Here is a 16,909-nt window from a genome sequence, read left to right on the forward strand (position 1 = left end):
ACAGTGCCCATTCCTCGGCCTGCCGGGAACCAATCGGTTCCGGGTGCCGACTCCTTCTTAGAGCGGTCGCACAGCCAAGTGCCGGCCGCTCGTGCCGCGCGGAGGCGATCGCCATATGAGTGGCGGATCGTCCTCCGGCGTGTCGATGACGGAAAGGACCCACGTGCGACCGAGCAGCGCGGGCAGTAACACAGTGGTCGCCGACTTTGATGCGGTGCAGCGGGCATCACGCGTCGACCGCGACGTGCTGACCCGGTTTTCCACCAGCTGTCTGGCGCTCGGGCTGAGCGTCGACGGTCGCCGGCGCCCGGCTGACCTCGACGCCGCCCTGGGCGGTTTCCTGACGCTGACGCGCATCGCCGGCGAGCACTGCGACGCCTGGACCGGTTTGGCCGCCGCGGGCGCGGTGACGCCCGACGTGGTCGAGGCGATCTGGCGGACGGTGTCCACAGAAGGTGTGCTGCGGCGCGCCCTCGGCCTCGCTGACGGGGAGCTGGGCTTCACCTACGACAGCGGGCTGTATCTGCAATTCCGGGCGGCCGACCGGGACGGCTTCCAACTCGCCTATGCCGCAACGCTATCCGCCGCGGGGGCATATGAAGAAGCCGATCAGCTGGTCAGCGAGCTGCTCGACCGCAAGCCGGGCTGGTTACCGGCGCGCTGGGTGCGGGTGGCGATGTGTCACCGCACGCGTCGCTGGTCGGACGTGGTCCGGCAGCTGACCCCGATCGTGAGCGATCCGAACCTCGACGCGGCGTACGCGCATGCCGCGCGGGTGGCGCTGGGGATCGCGTTGGCGCACTTGGGCATGTTCGCCCCGGCGCTGTCGCACCTGGAGGACCCCGAGGGGCCCGTCACCGTCGCCGCGGTCGACGGCACCTTCGTCAAGGCCCTGTCGCTGCGTGCACAGGGCGAGGACGACGAGGCCACCGATGTGCTGGCCGAGCTGTACGCCGCCCATCCGGACAACGCCGCAGCCGAACTTGCCCTGACCGACACCAGCTTCGGCATCGACCCGACCACCGCGGCCCGCATCGAGGCCCGGCACAACCCATGGGATCCCGAGACCGAGCCGACCGAGGCCGAGTTCGTCGACCCGGACGCCAAGTCCCGCAAGGCGCATCTGCTCGTCGAGGCGGAGGCCGAGCTGGCCGAGTTCATCGGCCTGGAAGAGGTCAAGTATCAGGTGGCCCGGCTGAAAAGCTCTGTGGCCATGTCGATTCGGCGCCAAGAGCGAGGCCTGGCCGTAGCCCAGCGCACCAACCACCTGGTGTTCGCCGGTCCTCCCGGAACCGGTAAGACGACCATCGCCCGCGTGGTCGCGAAGATCTACTGCGGTCTGGGCCTGCTGCGCAAAGAGACGGTGCGCGAGGTGCATCGCGCCGACCTGATCGGCCAGCACATCGGTGAAACCGAGGCCAAGACCAACGCCGTCATCGACAGCGCCCTGGACGGCGTGCTGTTCCTCGACGAGGCTTACGCGCTGGTGTCCACCGGCGCGAAGAACGACTTCGGTCTGGTAGCCATCGACACCCTGCTGGCGCGCATGGAGAACGACCGCAACCGCTTGGTCGTGATCATCGCGGGCTACCGCAAGGACCTGGACATGTTCCTGGACACCAATGAAGGTCTGCGGTCGCGCTTCACGCGCAGCATCGACTTTCCGTCGTACTCGGCAGCCGAACTCACCGAGATCGCCATGCGGATGGCTGAAAAGCGTGACAGCGTCTTCGAACCCGCGGCGCAGGCCGAGATGCAGCAGTTGTTCGGCCACCTCGCGACGGCGACGACGCCCGACGCGGCCGGCGTCGCGCGCCGCAGCCTCGACATCGCGGGCAACGGCCGCTTCGTGCGAAATCTGGTGGAGCGCTCGGAGGAAGAACGTGAGTACCGGCTGGATCACCTTGCCGCACATGACTTCACCGATGACGAACTCATGACGATCACCGCGGGTGACGTCAGCAACTCGGCCGCGCCGTTGCTGCGTGGTCTCGGACTGGTGGTCGCCAGCGAGGAGCCGAAGGCGGATCGCGCATGAACAAGCGCAGTGAGTCCGATCGACTTACCTTCAGTTCCCGCACGCCGGTGAACGAGAACCCGGAGCAGGTCCGCTACCGCCGGGGCTTCGTCACCCGCCACCAGGTGTCGGGTTGGCGATTCCTGATGCGGCGCATCGCATCTGGTGTAGCCATGCACGACACCCGGATGCTGGTCGACCCGCTGCGGACCCAGAGCCGCTCCGTGCTGGTGGGTGGGCTGGTCCTCGTCACCGCGCTGGCGGGGTGCTTTGTCTTCTCGCTGATCCGGCCCGCCGGCGTCGCGGGTAACGACGTGATCTTGGCCGACCGCGAGACCTCCGCGCTGTATGTGCGGGTGGGCGACCAACTGCACCCGGTCCTGAACCTCACGTCGGCTCGGCTCGTCGTCGGCCGGCCGGACAACCCGACCATGGTCCCGAGCGCCGAACTGGACAAGTTCCCGCGCGGCAGCCTCATCGGCATCCCCGGTGCCCCGGAACGCATGGTGCCCAACACTTCTCGTGACGCCGACTGGACGGTGTGCGATGCGGTCACCGGCGATGTCGTGGGCGTCACGCTGATCACCGGACCGCTGGCCGAAGGCAGCTCGCGCGCGGCCATGTTGGGTGCCAACGACGCCGTGCTGGTCCGCAACGATGGTGTGGGCTCGGCCGGCGTGAACGGCGGCAGCTGGCTGTTGTGGAACGGCAGGCGCAGTGCGGTCGACCTCAACAACCGCGCGGTGACGGCGGCACTGGGCTTGGGCGCCAACGGCACTGCACTGCCCGCGCCCCGGGCCATCGCCGACGGCCTGTTCAACGCCATCCCGGAGTCCGCTCCTCTTGCCGCGCCGGCGATCGCGGGCGCGGGCCAGCCGACCCCGTATCCGATGCCGGTCGCGGCACCGGTCGGTGCGGTGGTCACCGCGATCAGCACGGACGATGCGGCAGACACCGGGTACCACTCCCTCCAGTACTACGCGGTCCTCGACGATGGCCTGCAACCGGTTTCACAGGTCGTGGCGGCGATGCTGCGCAACACCGACTCGTACGGGCTCGACCAGCCGCCGCGCCTGTCCGCTGACCAGGTGGCCCGCATCCCCGTCTCCACGGCGATCAACACCGCGGCGTACCCGGAGCACCCGCTCACCGTGGTCGATGCCGCCAAGGCCCCGTTGACCTGCGCCCGCTGGACCAAACACGATGGCGCCACGACCAATTCGCTCACCCTGCTGTCCGGAGCGACGCTGCCGCTGCCCGCCGGCGAGCGCACCGTGGCCTTGGCCGGCCTCGCCGGTACCGCGCAGCGGGTGGCCGTCGCCCCGGGCACCGGATACTTCGTCCAGGCGACCGGTCAGGCCGGCACCCCGGTGCTGTCCGGCTACTGGATCAGCGACACGGGCGTCCGCTTCGGCATCTCCACCGAAGGCGATGCGACCAATGCCAATCGCAAAACCCCTGCCGCGCTGGGGCTTACCGCGGCGCCGCTGCCGATGCCGTGGTCGATCCTCAGCCAGTTCGCGCCCGGCCCGACCTTGTCGCGCAGTGACGCGTTGCAGATTCCGGCGCTCGTGCCGAACAGGACCAGCCCGGCCGTCGATGTCGCTGTGAGGGAGAACCCGTGAGCCGTCTGATCTTCGAAGCGCGGCGCCGCCTGCCCGTCCCGGCGACCCGCGCGAGCGTCATCACCATCGAGTCGCCACCGGAACTGCCGCGGCTGGTGCCACCGTCGCTGCTGCGCCGGGTGTTGCCCTACCTGATCGTCATCTTGATCGTCGGCATGGTGGTGGCCCTGGTGGCCACCGGCATGCGCGTCATCTCGCCGCAGACGTTGTTCTTCCCGTTCGTTCTGCTGTTGGCCGCCACCGCGTTCTACCGCGGTTCGGACAACAAGACCCGGACCGAGGAGGTCGACGCCGAGCGCGCCGATTACCTGCGCTACCTGTCGGTGGTACGGGACAACGTGCGCGCTCAGGCCGCTGAGCAGCGCGCGGCGCGCGAGTGGTCCCACCCCGCACCCGAGCAGTTGGCCGCCGTCGCGGGTACCCGACGCCAATGGGAGCGCGACCCGCACGACGCCGATTTCCTGATGGTGCGCACCGGGCTGCACGACGCGCGGCTCGAGACAGTGCTGCAAGTCAAGGACACCGCCGCCGAGATCGATCTGGAGCCGGTGTCGCACAGCGCATTGCGTGGACTCCTCGATGTCCAACGGACGGTCCCCGCGGTCCCCGGTGGTATCGACCTGACCAAGGTCTCGCGGATCACGCTGCTCGGCGACGCCGACGAGGTGCAGGGCGCGCTGCGCGCCTGGATCGCGCAAGCGGTGACCTGGCATGACCCGGCCCTTCTCGGGGTCGGCCTGGCGGCGGCGGATGCCGATGCGCTGGAATCGGAAACCTGGTCGTGGTTGAAGTGGCTGCCGCACAGCGATATTCCGGGGCAGATCGACGGTGTCGGCCCGGCTCGCTACCTGACTGCCGGTCTGCCGGAACTTGCCGGCCTGCTGTCGGGTGAACTCGCGGACCGGGAGCCGTTCGGCGCCGCCGAGACCGCGCCGCTGCGGCACCTGCTGATCGTCGTCGACGACCCGGACGCCGACGTCGACGAGCTCCTGCCGCGGGCCGGACTGGCCGGCGTCACCGTGGTGCAGCGCGGCATGGAACTGCCGGAGTACCCGGACCCCGAGCGCCCCGTGCTGCGCGTGGCCGGCGGTCGCATCGAACGGTGGGCGGCAGCCGGGTGGCAGCCGTACTTCGATGTCGCTGACGACCTTTCGCCGCAGGCCGCCGCGCATCTGGCGCGCGGTCTGGCCCGCTGGGACTCCAACCCGAACCGGGCCCGCAGCACCGGTGCCGGGCTGGCCACGTTCGGCACCCTGCTGGGTATCCCGGACGCGGCCGCGCTCGACGTCGCCGGCCTGTGGGCGCCGCGAACGCGGGCCGACGAGCTGCGGGTGCCCATCGGCGTCACCGCCACCGGTGAACCGCTGATGTTCGACCTGAAGGACGAAGCCGAAGGCGGTATGGGTCCGCACGGTCTGATGATCGGTATGACGGGCTCGGGCAAGTCGCAGACCTTGATGTCGATCCTGTTGTCGCTGTTGACGACCCACTCGGCCGAGCGTCTCATCGTCATCTACGCCGACTTCAAGGGCGAGGCCGGCGCCGACATCTTCCGGGATTTCCCGCAGGTGGTCGCCGTCATCTCGAACATGGCCGAGAAGCGCTCGCTGGCCGACCGCTTCGCGGACACCCTGCGTGGTGAGGTGGCGCGGCGGGAACAGCTGCTGATGGAGGCCGGCCGGCGGGTGCAGGGCAGCGCCTTCAACTCGGTGCTGGAGTACGAGGCGGCCAGGGATCAAGCTGCTGCAGCGGGCATCGATCTACCTCCCATCCCGACGCTGCTGGTGGTCGCCGACGAGTTCTCGCTGATGCTCGCCGATCATCCGGAATACGCGGAGCTGTTCGATTACGTTGCGCGCAAGGGCCGCTCGTTCCGCATCCACATCCTGTTCGCGTCGCAGACGCTGGACGTGGGCCGGATCAAGGACATCGACAAGAACACCTCGTACCGCATCGGTCTGAAGGTTGCCAGCCCGTCGATCAGCCGGCAGATCATCGGTGTCGAGGACGCCTACCACATCGAGGCCGGGCCGGAACACAAGGGCGAAGGCTTCCTGGTCCCGACCCCGGGCGCGGTGCCGGTGAAGTTCCGCAGCACTTACGTGGACGGTATCTACGACCCGCCGCGTGCCGAGAAAGCCGTGGTGGTGCATGCGGTTCCGCAGCCACAGCTCTTCCCGGCCGGCCACGTCACCCCGGCCCCCGACACGGTGATCGTCACCGACGAGACGCCGGACCTGCGTCCGCCGCGCAAGCTGGTGGCGACCATCGGGGAGCAGCTGGCCCAGTACGGCCCGCAGGCGCCGCGGCTGTGGCTGGCTCCGCTGGACGAGCCGATCGCGCTGCCGGAGCTGTTGGCGGGCGCCGAGATTCCCGCTGGGCGCGGCCGCTGGCCGCTGGGTGAGATCGACCGGCCGTTTCAGATGCGTCGCGATCCGCTGGTCTTCGATGCCACCTCGGCGGCTGCCAACCTGGTCATCCACGGCGGGCCGAAGTCCGGGAAATCAACTGCCCTGCAGACGTTCATCCTGTCGGCAGCAGCGACGCACTCACCGCGTGCGGTCACGTTCTACTGCCTCGACTACGGCGGCGGCGGGCTGCGCTCGCTCAAGCCACTGGCCCATGTCGGCAGCGTGGCGTCGCCGCTGGAGCCGGAACGTATCCGTCGCACCTTCGGTGAGCTGGAGCAGTTGCTCGCGTCCCGCCAGGCCCGCGCCGCGGCCGGCGACGGTGACGTGCGCGATGATGGCTACGGCGACGTCTTCCTGGTGGTGGACAACCTGTACGCGTTCAGCCGGGACAACACCGACACGTTCAATACCCGTAACCCGTTGCTGTCCAAGGTGACCGAACTGGTCAACTCCGGTATGGCCTATGGCATCCACGTGGTGATCACGACGCCGAATTGGCTCGAGGTGCCGCTCGCGATGCGCGATGGCCTGGGTCTGCGGCTCGAGCTCAAGCTGGCCGACTCGCGCGACAGCAATGTGCGGTCACCGGGCACCCCCGGCATGGCGGCCCTGTCCCGTCCTGCGGACGGTGTCCCGGCCGACCAGCCCGGCCGCGGTCTGACCATGGCAGCCGAGCATTTCCTGTTCGCCGAACCGGATCTCGCCGCGATCCCGGCCATCAATGTCCGGTACCCGGGGCAGACGGCGCCGGCCGTGCGGCTGCTGCCGACGGACCTGGCGCCGGAAACCCTTGCGCCGCTCTATCACAGCCCCGAGACGGTGGTGATCGGTCAGCGCGAACAGGACCTGGCACCGGTTGCGGTCGACTTCTCGACCAATCCGCTGCTGATGGTGCTGGGCGACGCCAAGTCCGGCAAGACCACGCTGCTACGGCACCTGATCCGCACCATCCGGGACAACTCCACGCACGAGTCGGTGGCGTTCACCGTGATCGACCGCAGGCTGCATCTGGTGGACGAGCCGCTGTTCGCGGACAACGAATACACCCCGAACGTCGACCGGGTCACCCCGGCGATGCTCGGACTGGCTGCCCTGCTCGAAAAGCGCAGGCCCCCAGCCGGTCTGTCGGCTGCGGAGCTGAGTGGATGGACCTACCGGAACGGGCAGGGCAACCACATCCACTACCTGATCATCGACGATGTCGACCAGATCCCGGATGCCCCCGCGGTCAGCGGTCCGTTCGTCGGCCAGAGGCCGTGGACGGCACTGCTGGGGTTGCTCTCCCAGGCCGCCGAACTGGGTCTGCGGGTGATCGTCACCGCCCGCGCCGCCGGCTCCGCCCACGCGGTGATGACCGCTCCGCTGCTGCGCAGGCTGAGCGAACTGCAGGCCACCACCATCATGCTGTCCGGCAACCCGCAGGACAGCGGCCGCATCCGCGGCCACCGGTTCAACCGCTTGCCCGCCGGTCGCGCAGTGGTGCTCGGCGACAGCGATGAAGCCACCTACGTCCAGCTGATCAATCCACTTGTGGCCGAACCCCTCACGGGCCGGCCCAACCAACGAGGGGAGTTCCACTCATGACCTTGCGCGTTGTTCCCGAAGGACTGACTGCAGCCGGTGCCGCCGTCGAGGCGCTCACCGCGCGGCTCGCCGCCGCACACGCCGCGGCCGCGCCCGCGGTCACCGCGGTGATCCCGCCCGCCGCGGATCCCGTATCGCTGCAGACGGCGATGAGCCTGAGCGCACACGGCGCCGAACACGAGGCCGTCGCGACTCAGGGCGTCACCGAACTCAGCCGTGCCGGAGGCGGTGTCACCGAAGCCGGCATCAGCTACGCGACGGGCGATGCCGAAGCCGCCGCCACCTACGTGACGGTGCTGGGCTGAGATGACCGCCCCCATCTGGATGGCGCTGCCGCCCGAAGTCCATTCGACGCTGCTGTCCAGTGGACCCGGTCCGGGCGCGCTGCTGGCCGCGGCGGCGGCCTGGCAGTCGCTGAGCGCCGAATATGCCTCGGCTGCAGCTGAACTCACCGCGCTATTGGGTGAGGTCCAGGCGGGGTCCTGGGAGGGTCCGAGCGCCGAGCAGTACATCGCCTCCCACGCGCCGTATCTGACCTGGCTGGCCCAGGCCAGCGCCCACAGCGCCGCGAACGCCGCGGCGCACGAGACCGCCGCCGCGGCCTACAGCACGGCTCTGGCCGCGATGCCGACGCTGCCCGAACTGGCGCTCAATCACGTGGTGAACGCGGCCCTGATCGCGACGAATTTCTTCGGGATCAACACCATTCCGATCGCACTGAACGAAGCCGACTACGCCCGTATGTGGTTGCAGGCCGCGACCGTCATGGGTACGTACCAGGCGGTGTCGGGCGCGGCGGCGGCGGCAACCCCGACGACCACACCGGCACCGATGATGCTGGCGGCCGGCGTGGGCGAGGCCGGTACGGCCACGGCCGGTGCGACGCAGGCGGGTGCCCAGGTGCAGGCGGCGGATGCCGGCACGTCGCTCGACTCGTCGAACGCGATCACCGACTACCTGTACAACTACATCAAGACGCTGCCCGGCGGCGACCTGATCTGGAAGTTCCTGCAGGACCCGCTGGGCCAGATCCGGCAGATGTTCTTCGACTTCCTGACCAACCCCTCGCAAGCGTTGACCACCTGGGGACCACTGCTTTTCGCGCTGGGCTATCAGGCGTTCTTCCAGCCCGTCGGCTGGACCACGTGGGGCGTGGGTCTGACCGCACCGCTGTGGGGCCCGGCCCTGATCGCCGTCGGCCTGTCCAGCCTCGGTCTCCTGGCATTGCTGGAGCCGGACTTCGTGCCGGAACCCGGACTCGCCGAGGCATTCCCGCCGCCGCCGCAACTGCAGACCGCCGATCACCCGATGCCCGTGGTCAGTGTCGCGCCGACGGTGCCTGCCACGCCGGCCAGCCCGGCGAGCGCGCCGGCGCCCGCTCCGGCTTCGGCTGCGGTACCGGCACCGGCGGCCCCCGCACCACTGATGGCGTATGCGGTCGCGGTCGACGACCCGGGCGGCGGCTTCACACCGACGCTCCGGGACGGCGCCACCGCGCCGGCGCCCGCGTCCGGCATCGCGGCTGCGGCCGCCGCGGCTGCCGCGGCCGCCGCCACCGAGCGGCGTCGCGCACGTCGTCGTCGCGCAGCCAAAGAGCACGGCGTCCGCGACGAGTACATGGACATGAACTCCGAAGTGGATCCCGACTTCGGGGACGACTTCGGAGCGGACGGGGCCCCACGCGCCGACGTTCTGGCCTCGGCCCGCGGTGCCGGACCCATCGGCTACACCGGCACGGTGACCCGTCAGGACCAGCAGGCCGCCGGCCTGAACCGGTTGACCGGCAATGGATTCGGCAGCGGCGTCACCGAACCCATGCTGCCGGGCAGCTGGGGAGCGGAAGGCGGTGCCAACCGCTGAACCTGCCCCCTTTGAACCAAAACGCTTGACCAACAAGAGAAATCTGGAAGAACCCCGAGAGGAATCACCATGAGCATGCTCGACGCACACATCCCCCAGCTGGTCGCTTCCGAGTCGGCCTTCTCGGCCAAGGCTGCGCTGATGCGCAGCACCATCGCCCAGGCCGAACAGGCCGCGCAGTCCGCCCAGGGCTTCCACCAGGGTGACTCGGCCGTCGCGTTCCAGGCTGCCCACGTCCGCTTCATGGAGGTCGCCGCCAAGGTCAACGGCCTGCTCGACATCGCACAGGTCAACCTGGGCGATGCCGCCGGCACCTACGTCGCGCAGGACACCGCCGCGGCCGGCACCTACACCTCCGTCTAGCCAGCGCCCCTACTTCGAAGCGAGGAAACCCTATGTCCCAGATCATGTACAACTACCCGGCGATGCTGGCCCACGCTGGTGAGATGACCGCGTATGCCGGTGCCCTGCACGCCGTCGGTCTCGACATCGCCAGCGAGCAGGCCGCCCTGGCCGGCGCCTGGCAGGGTGACACCGGAACCAGCTACCAGGCGTGGCAGGCCCAGTGGAACACCGCGATGGAAGAGCTCGTGCACGCCTACCGGGCGATGGCGAGCACCCATGAGACCAACACGCTGTCGATGAGTGCCCGCGACGGCGCCGAAGGCGCCAAGTGGGTTTAGGTCAGACGGTTTCGGCGCGTTCCGTATCGCCCAGCGGTACGGAACACGCCGAAATCCCGGTCTCCGCGGTGGAACTGACCGCGGAGCAAGCCTGGTTCCTCGCGGATCATCTTGGCGCCGGGGGCTTTCCGTGGGTGCTGGCCATCACGCAGCCCTACAGCGAGCCGTCGGCCAAGGCTGATTTCGATGCGGGCCAGGTCACCGCGCTGACGCGGATGGGAGTGCTGTCTGCAGACGGCGCCGTGCATCCCGCTGTCGCGCACTGGATCCGGGCCGTATGCCGGCCCCGGCGCTGGCTCGAACTGCGCTGGGTGTCCGGGTCCGGCGCCATGCTGCGGGGGATTCTCGCCCGCCGCGGCGACATGACGGTGGCGGTCCTGCGCAGCGAGCACCTGGTGACCTGCACCGAACTGACCGTCGCGTCCCCGGATGCGCTGGTGCCGGTGCTCGCGGCGGGATTGTCCGGCCGGGCGCCGGCGCGGTTCGACGAGTTCGCCATGCCCGCCCACATCGGGGCCAAAGCCGATGGACGACTGCGCCGCGGCGACTCGCTGGACGACGTGATGGACCACCTCGGCATCCCGCAGAGTGCGCGCGCCGTCGTGCGCGCCGCGTTCGCGCCCGGCCGCAGCTACGTCGAGATCGTCGCGGGCGATCACCGTGACGGCCACCGGATCAGCACCGACGTCGGCGTCAGCATCGTGGACACCACGGCGGGCCGCGTTGTCGTGGCACCGGTGAAAGCCGCTGACGGCACCTGGATTTCAACTTTCGCCCCGGGCACCGACCTCGCCGTCACCGCTGCTGTGCAGCGGCTGACCGCGACACTGCCCGACGGTCCCTGGTTCCCCACGGCGAACCTGACCCGAGACTTCGAGACCTCGACTGGAGAACGGAAAGAAAATGTCCCCCAACACGTCTGGTAGTACGGCGATGCCGATTGTGCGGGTCGCGGTGCTCGCCGCGGGCGACGAGCAGGGTGGTCGCGGGCGACTCACCGACGTCGCCCTACCGGTGGGCCTGCCGCTGCGCGAGATCGTGCCCGCGGTGCGGCGCATCGTCTCACCCGATACGGCCACCGGCGCCGAACTGTCCCTGGCTCCGCTCGGCGGCGCGACCTACAGCCTCGACGCCACGTTGGACACCGTCGGCGTCGTCGATGGTGACCTGCTGGCGTTGCAACCTGTGCCCGCCGGTCCACCGGCGCCACGCATCGTCGAGGACATCGCCGATGCCGCCGCGATCTTCTCCGCAGCCCGCGAAAACCCCTGGGGCAACGCGCACATCCGGCGCTTCGCCGCATGGGCTCTCGTGGCTCTGACAGTCCTGGCCACCGCGCTCGCGACGCTGGTACGGGTACGGACCGGCCAGCCGGCCGGTCTGTTCACCGTGGCCGGCGTGGCGGTGCTGAGCGTCGCGGCCGCCCTGTTGACGCGGCCCGCCATGCCCCGGCTGGCAACGGCCCTGAGTCTGGCGGCGCTGCTCCCCGTCGGTGCGGCCTTCGCGCTGGCGGTCCCCGGCCCGTCCGGTCCGGCCTGCTTGCTGCTCGGCGCGGCAGCGGTCGCGGCCTGGTCGATCGTCAGCATCGCCGTTGGTGGGCAGGCCATCGCGGCCTTCACCGCCACGACCGTCCTCGGCATCGCCGGCATGATCGTCGGCGGCGCCGCTTCGATCTGGCAGTTGGGCAACGCCGTGGTCGGCGCTGTGCTGATCGTTTTCGCGCTCCTCGTCATGGTCCAGGCCGCACAGCTGTCGACGCTGTGGGCCCGGTTCCCGGTGCCGAACATCCCGGCGCCGGGTGATCCGACGCCCTCGGCGCTGCCGGTGTCCGTGCTGGCCGATCTGCCGCGCCGGGTCCGCGTATGTGACGCGCACCAGACCGGATTCCTCGCCGGTGCCGTGCTGACCATCGCGGCAGGGTCGGTGGTTCTGGTGGCGGGGACGCACCCGTCGCCGTGGGCCTGGTACGTGGTTGTGGCCGCCGCCCTCGCGACGGCGCTGAGGGCCCGGATCTGGGACTCCGTGCCGTGCAAGGTGTGGCTGCTGAGCCAGCCGTACCTGGTTGCGGCCGTGCTGCTTACGGCCTTCGTCGCCGGCGGGCAGTACTCGAACGCGTGGTGGTCGCTGGGTGTACTTGCGGTGCTCGTGGCAGTCGGCGTGGTGGCTGCACTGAACCCTCAGGTGGCCGACCCGCAGACCTATTCATTGCCGATGCGTCGCTTGGTCGGCTTCGCGGCCACCGCCTTGGACGCTTCACTGATCCCGGTGCTGGCCTACCTGGTGGGTCTGTTCGCCTGGGTCATCAACCGGTGATGGTGGCCATCCGGCGCGGAATCTCCGTCTTGACAGTCGCTTTCGCCGCCTCAGCCGCGATGGTGCCGTCGGCGCTGGCGCCGACCGCCGGTGCCGTCGTGCCGCCGCACGTCGACGAGCATGCCACGCCGCCGTCGGGCAGTGTCGGCCCCCTCGCACCGATGGGCCAGCGCGGACAGTGCGTCACGGCCGGCGTCCTGCCCAGCACCGATCCGGGTGCGCCCGGACCAGGACACACCCTGCTGAACGTGCCGGGCGCGTGGGCTTTCAGCCGCGGTGACGGGCAGACGGTGGCGGTCATCGACACGGGCGTACATCCCGGACCGCGGCTCCCCAATGTCCAGGCCGGCGGTGATTTCGTGGAAAACACTGACGGGCTTACCGATTGCGACGGCCACGGCACTCTGGTCGCCGGATTGATCGCCGGGCAACCCGGCGCGGACGGATTCTCCGGCGTCGCACCAGGTGCCCGGATTCTCGCGATCCGCCAGACCTCCGAGCGGTACGCGCCGCGCGGCAACGGGGGAGACCCGGTTGCGGCGCACGCCAACAACGAGGTCGCGACGCTGGCTCGGGCCGTGGTGCACGCAGCGGACCTGGGCGCCAAGGTCATTGCCGTCACGGCGGCCACCTGCGTACCCGCTGATCGACCCGTCGATCAGACCGAGCTGGGTGCGGCCCTGAAATATGCTGTGCAAGAAAAGGATGCGGTGATCGTCGCCGCAGCCGGCAATGATCGGGCCGGCTTGGCGGGTGGCCCGTCGTGCGAGGCGAACCCTGTCGACAACGCCGGCAATGCGGCCGATCCGCGCAACTGGGCCGGTGTCAAGTCCGTGTCGATTCCGTCCTGGTGGCAGCCGTACGTGCTGTCGGTGGCATCACTGGACGCCGCTGGACAGCCGTCGGACTTCACCACACCCGGCCCGTGGGTCGGCATCGCCGCGCCGGGGGAGAACATCGCGTCGACTGGAGTCGAGGGTCTGGCCAACGCGTTGCCCAACGAGCGGGGCGACCTATTCCCATTGCGCAGCAGCAGCTACGCCGCGGCGTATGTCGCGGGCGTTGCCGCGTTGGTGCGCAGTCGTTTTCCCGCGCTCAACGCCGCTGACGTGACGCGCCGACTCACCGCCACCGCGCACGGTGCCGCGCGCATGCCGTCGAACCTGGTGGGCGCCGGGGTCGTCGACCCGGTTGCCGCACTGACCTGGGATCTGCCGGCGACCGGTTCAGCACCCAAGGCCGTGTCCGTTGCGATGCCGCCCGAGCCCGCCCCGAAAGACACCACGCCCCGGACCATCGCGTTCGCCGGTGCGGCAGTGCTGGCGATCGCCGCACTGATCGCCCTGGTCGCGTACCGCAGAAAGGACGGCGCCCGATGACGGCCCGAATCACGTTGGCATTGCTGGTGATCATCCCGGCAGCCATGACCTACCCGTGGCACACGACGCCGCAGAAGTGGATCCTGGGCGTGGCGGTTGCCGTTGTGCTGCTGGTGTTCGCCTGGTGGCGCGGGCTGTTCCTGACCACCATGGTGGCCCGCCGCGTCGCGGTGTGGCGCCGGAACCGGCGGGGCACGGCGCCGGCCGCGGCGGATCAGGTCACCGTGGTACTGGAAGCCGAGGAATTCCCCTACCACGCTTTGCCTCTCGTCGCGGCGTACGTGGACCGCTATGGCGTCCGGTGCGACTCGGTGCGCGTCACCGAACGTCAGCTCGACGGTGCGCACCGCGCGTGGGTCAGTGTGACGGTGGCGGCGGTGTCGAATATTGCTGCGCTGCAGGCACGGTCGTCGGACCTGCCGCTCGCCGATACGGCGGAGAAGGTGGCCCGCCGGCTGGCCGATCAGCTGCGCGAGGCCGGGGTTCCTGTCGCGGTCACTGACGCGGCCCCCGCACTGGTCGCACCTGATGCCCGCGAAACCTGGCGCGCGGTCCGTGACGGAGACGGCTACCTGACGGCCTATGGACTGCCCGCCGACCAGCGGCTGCCGGCATGTCTGGCCGCCCTGTCATCGACCACCGAATTGTGGACCGTGCTCGAGTTTTCCCCCGGCGCAACCATTTCCGCGGCCTGTGCGGTCCGCACTGCCAACGCGCCTGCCGCGGCTGGCGTCGACGGCCTGGCGCGGGAATCCGGTCGGCAGGGGGCGTTGCTGGCGGCGATGGCCCCGGCGTCGACCGGTGGTCTCGGCACGCGCCCGGGTGTGCTGACCGCCGAACTGCTTGCGGAACTGGAGAACAGCCCCGCGCCCGCTGCAGTCAGCTGAGCCGGTACGCGGATCAGTCGAACATGAACGGGCTCATGAACTTGGTCATCCGGCGCAGATAGTCGGGTTGGCTGACATGCAGGATGTGGTTGCCCGGGAACCAGTGGAACGCGCAGCGATCCCAGTGTTCCCAAAGCATTTCGGCCTGCTGCGGCGGCGCCAGACGGTCGCCGAGGCCAGCGATGATCAGTCGGCGCTCCTCCGGTACCAGCGGCGCGTAGTTCAGCGGCGAGTGATAGCGGCCGGCAGCCGCGACCAGGTCCTCGTCGGTGCCCGCCAACCGGTTGCCCAGCCTGACGAGCAGGTTGGCCGGGAACCATTCGTCGACCGTCCGGTCCGGCGTCACCACCGGCACGTTCGGTATCACGGCCTGGATCCGATCGTCCACCGACGCGATGAGTGCTGAGGTGTAGCCGCCCAACGACATCCCGGTCAACGCAATGCGATCGACGCCCGTGTCCTCCAGATGGTCGAGGACGGACCGGAAGTCGTGCACCGCTTGCGCCATGGCCTCGGCGAAGCCGGGGATGCCGTCCATGAAGAAGCCGTAGCCGCTGTACGGCGAGTTCTTCTCGGCCCGGGGGCCGTGGAACGGCAGCGTGTACAGCAATACGTCATACCCGGAGCGGAAGAACCACGGCAGCGAGAAGAACAGACCGTTGAACAGGTACGGCGAGCCCATGAACCCGTGGATCACACACAGCGTGGGGTGCGGCCCGTCATCGTGCTGCCAGTGCTGGGCGTGCACCACGTTGTTGCGCGCGTAGCTGCGGCGCCGTTCGCGGATGCCCGGATAGGCGGCCTCGAAGCTGCTCTGGAAAGAGATGTTGCGCACCCGGCCACGGGCGACCCGCTCCGCCACGAGATTTGCGGAACGGCTCGCCACGCGCGGCAATTCGGTAGGAGCCGGGAAGCACTGCTGTGGGTCCTTCGTCGCGGCGAGTTCGGCGTAGAACCGCAGGGCGTCCGGGTCGTCGCCGGCACGGTTTCGCATCGCCGCGGCAGCCATGCGCGGGATCATGCCGGCGCCGATCACGGAGGCCAGGGCGGTGCGGAGCCCCAGGTCGGCCACCGCGGAGGAGTCGACGATCAATTTCTGCTGCCAGGTGAGGTCGGCGCGGCGCGGCAACCCCCGCGCGGTGCTGTCGGCGCCTGGGACGTCGGGCACGGGCAAGGGCAGAGCGAACGTATCGCCGGGTGGCGTACTGGGCACGGCCGATGCTAACCCGCGCCGGCGAAACGCGTCTGCGGAACTCAGAGATCGAACAGGCTGGCGGCGTTGCGGTAGAGCACTTTTCGCAACCAATCGTCGTCAGGGGCGACCTTGGTGAGCACGTTCAGGGACTCGGCGTACTGGTACGGGATGTTCGGGAAATCGCTGCCGAACAGGATGCGGTCACCGAGCTGGCCGAGGCGCGGCAATTCGGCCGGTGGGAAGGGCATGGTTTCCTCGATGAACGGCGTGAACGCCATGGTGGTGTCCAGGTGCACGCCGTCGAATTGTTCGCACAGGTCGAGGAATTCGCTGTATTCGGGCATGCCCAGATGCGCGATGATCAGCTTCAGGTTCGGGTAGCGGTCCAGCACGGTACGAACCTGGCTTGGGCCGGTGTGCGCACCGGGTGTCGGGCCGGAACCGCAGTGGATGATCACCGGGACACCGGCGTCGGCGATGGTGGCCCAGACGTCGTCGAGCAGCGGGTCGGCCGGGTGGTAGCCGCCGACCTGAACATGTGCCTTGAAGACGCGGGTGCCGCCGGCGATGGCGTCGGCCACGTAGGCGCCCGCACCGGGCTCGGGGTAGAACGTCGCGGTGGACAGGCAATCAGGGGTCTGGGCGGCGAACTGAGCGGCCCACTGGTTCAACCAGGCCGCCATATCGGGCTTGTGCGGATAAACCAGCGACGTGAACGCCAGCACTCCGAAACCGCGCAGCGTCTCCAGTCGGTGCTGCTCCTCGGTGCGGTACGTGATCGGCCAGGGGCGGCCCGTCAGCGGCCCGGCGCTGTCGAAGTACTTCCACACCTTGTCCATGACGTTCTTGGGCATGAAGTGGGTGTGCACGTCGATCAGGCCCGGAAGGCCCAGCGACTGCCAGAGTGCGCGTACTGACTCGTCCATCACCCAACAGAATGTCAGGCACTCACCAG

General features: G+C 69.4%; 13 protein-coding genes. 11 read left to right on the forward strand and 2 right to left on the reverse strand.

Going from position 1 to position 16,909, the window contains the following annotated elements; translation table 11 throughout:
• The first annotated feature begins 163 nt into the window (after window positions 1-163).
• From eccA to eccE, 11 genes are all read left to right on the forward strand, one after another.
• The gene (gene eccA / locus AC3WTE_RS09755; protein WP_492437224.1) at window positions 164-2,038 is read left to right on the forward strand and encodes a type VII secretion AAA-ATPase EccA; all 1,875 of its coding nucleotides are present in this window, start codon (window positions 164-166) and stop codon (window positions 2,036-2,038) included.
• Window positions 2,035-3,642, forward strand: a complete 1,608-nt coding sequence (gene eccB, locus AC3WTE_RS09760; protein WP_492437226.1) for a type VII secretion protein EccB — start codon at window positions 2,035-2,037, stop codon at window positions 3,640-3,642. Before eccA ends, eccB begins: the two co-directional genes overlap by 4 nt.
• On the forward strand, window positions 3,639-7,637 hold the full coding sequence (gene eccCa / locus AC3WTE_RS09765; RefSeq protein ID WP_492437228.1) for a type VII secretion protein EccCa: 3,999 nt from the start codon (window positions 3,639-3,641) through the stop codon (window positions 7,635-7,637). Before eccB ends, eccCa begins: the two co-directional genes overlap by 4 nt.
• Window positions 7,634-7,942, forward strand: coding sequence for a PE family protein (locus tag AC3WTE_RS09770; protein WP_492437230.1), 309 nt, complete (start codon window positions 7,634-7,636; stop codon window positions 7,940-7,942). Before eccCa ends, AC3WTE_RS09770 begins: the two co-directional genes overlap by 4 nt.
• 1 nt (window position 7,943) lies before the next feature.
• Window positions 7,944-9,497 carry a PPE family protein gene (locus tag AC3WTE_RS09775; RefSeq protein WP_492437232.1) on the forward strand — a complete coding sequence of 518 codons (1,554 nt, stop codon included), beginning with the start codon at window positions 7,944-7,946 and terminating at the stop codon, window positions 9,495-9,497.
• 69 nt (window positions 9,498-9,566) lie between these two features.
• Window positions 9,567-9,860 carry a WXG100 family type VII secretion target gene (locus AC3WTE_RS09780; protein ID WP_138228299.1) on the forward strand — a complete coding sequence of 98 codons (294 nt, stop codon included), beginning with the start codon at window positions 9,567-9,569 and terminating at the stop codon, window positions 9,858-9,860.
• 32 nt (window positions 9,861-9,892) lie between these two features.
• Window positions 9,893-10,180, forward strand: coding sequence for a WXG100 family type VII secretion target (locus AC3WTE_RS09785; RefSeq protein WP_459367994.1), 288 nt, complete (start codon window positions 9,893-9,895; stop codon window positions 10,178-10,180).
• Window positions 10,181-10,233: 53 nt separating this feature from the next.
• Window positions 10,234-11,106 carry an ESX secretion-associated protein EspG gene (locus AC3WTE_RS09790; protein WP_492437361.1) on the forward strand — a complete coding sequence of 291 codons (873 nt, stop codon included), beginning with the start codon at window positions 10,234-10,236 and terminating at the stop codon, window positions 11,104-11,106.
• A 7-nt stretch (window positions 11,107-11,113) separates the two neighbouring features.
• The gene (gene eccD / locus AC3WTE_RS09795) at window positions 11,114-12,493 is read left to right on the forward strand and encodes a type VII secretion integral membrane protein EccD (protein ID WP_492437234.1); all 1,380 of its coding nucleotides are present in this window, start codon (window positions 11,114-11,116) and stop codon (window positions 12,491-12,493) included.
• The gene (mycP, locus tag AC3WTE_RS09800; protein WP_492437236.1) at window positions 12,493-13,872 is read left to right on the forward strand and encodes a type VII secretion-associated serine protease mycosin; all 1,380 of its coding nucleotides are present in this window, start codon (window positions 12,493-12,495) and stop codon (window positions 13,870-13,872) included. The genes eccD and mycP overlap by 1 nt, the downstream gene beginning before the upstream one ends.
• Window positions 13,869-14,759, forward strand: coding sequence for a type VII secretion protein EccE (eccE, locus tag AC3WTE_RS09805; protein ID WP_492437238.1), 891 nt, complete (start codon window positions 13,869-13,871; stop codon window positions 14,757-14,759). Before mycP ends, eccE begins: the two co-directional genes overlap by 4 nt.
• A gap of 13 nt (window positions 14,760-14,772) precedes the next feature.
• On the opposite strand, the gene AC3WTE_RS09810 is transcribed toward eccE, so the two are convergent.
• Both AC3WTE_RS09810 and AC3WTE_RS09815 read right to left on the reverse strand, forming a co-directional pair.
• Window positions 14,773-15,972 (reverse strand): alpha/beta hydrolase family protein, encoded by a 1,200-nt coding sequence (locus AC3WTE_RS09810; protein WP_492437240.1) that lies wholly within the window; start codon window positions 15,970-15,972, stop codon window positions 14,773-14,775.
• A gap of 41 nt (window positions 15,973-16,013) precedes the next feature.
• Complete coding sequence (locus AC3WTE_RS09815; protein ID WP_492437242.1) at window positions 16,014-16,880, reverse strand: amidohydrolase family protein; 867 nt, start codon at window positions 16,878-16,880, stop codon at window positions 16,014-16,016.
• Window positions 16,881-16,909: the final 29 nt, after the last annotated feature.

This window comes from Mycobacterium sp. FW102-FHT13B02 (assembly GCF_058790275.1).

Coding starts and splice junctions, on each gene's coding strand:
- eccB (WP_492437226.1), top strand. CDS start 2,035: ATGAACAAGCGCAGTGAGTCCGATCGACTTACCTTCAGTTCCCGCACG.
- eccD (WP_492437234.1), top strand. CDS start 11,114: ATGCCGATTGTGCGGGTCGCGGTGCTCGCCGCGGGCGACGAGCAGGGT.
- AC3WTE_RS09775 (WP_492437232.1), top strand. CDS start 7,944: ATGACCGCCCCCATCTGGATGGCGCTGCCGCCCGAAGTCCATTCGACG.
- mycP (WP_492437236.1), top strand. CDS start 12,493: ATGGTGGCCATCCGGCGCGGAATCTCCGTCTTGACAGTCGCTTTCGCC.
- AC3WTE_RS09815 (WP_492437242.1), bottom strand. CDS start 16,880: ATGGACGAGTCAGTACGCGCACTCTGGCAGTCGCTGGGCCTTCCGGGC.
- AC3WTE_RS09780 (WP_138228299.1), top strand. CDS start 9,567: ATGAGCATGCTCGACGCACACATCCCCCAGCTGGTCGCTTCCGAGTCG.
- AC3WTE_RS09770 (WP_492437230.1), top strand. CDS start 7,634: ATGACCTTGCGCGTTGTTCCCGAAGGACTGACTGCAGCCGGTGCCGCC.
- AC3WTE_RS09785 (WP_459367994.1), top strand. CDS start 9,893: ATGTCCCAGATCATGTACAACTACCCGGCGATGCTGGCCCACGCTGGT.
- eccE (WP_492437238.1), top strand. CDS start 13,869: ATGACGGCCCGAATCACGTTGGCATTGCTGGTGATCATCCCGGCAGCC.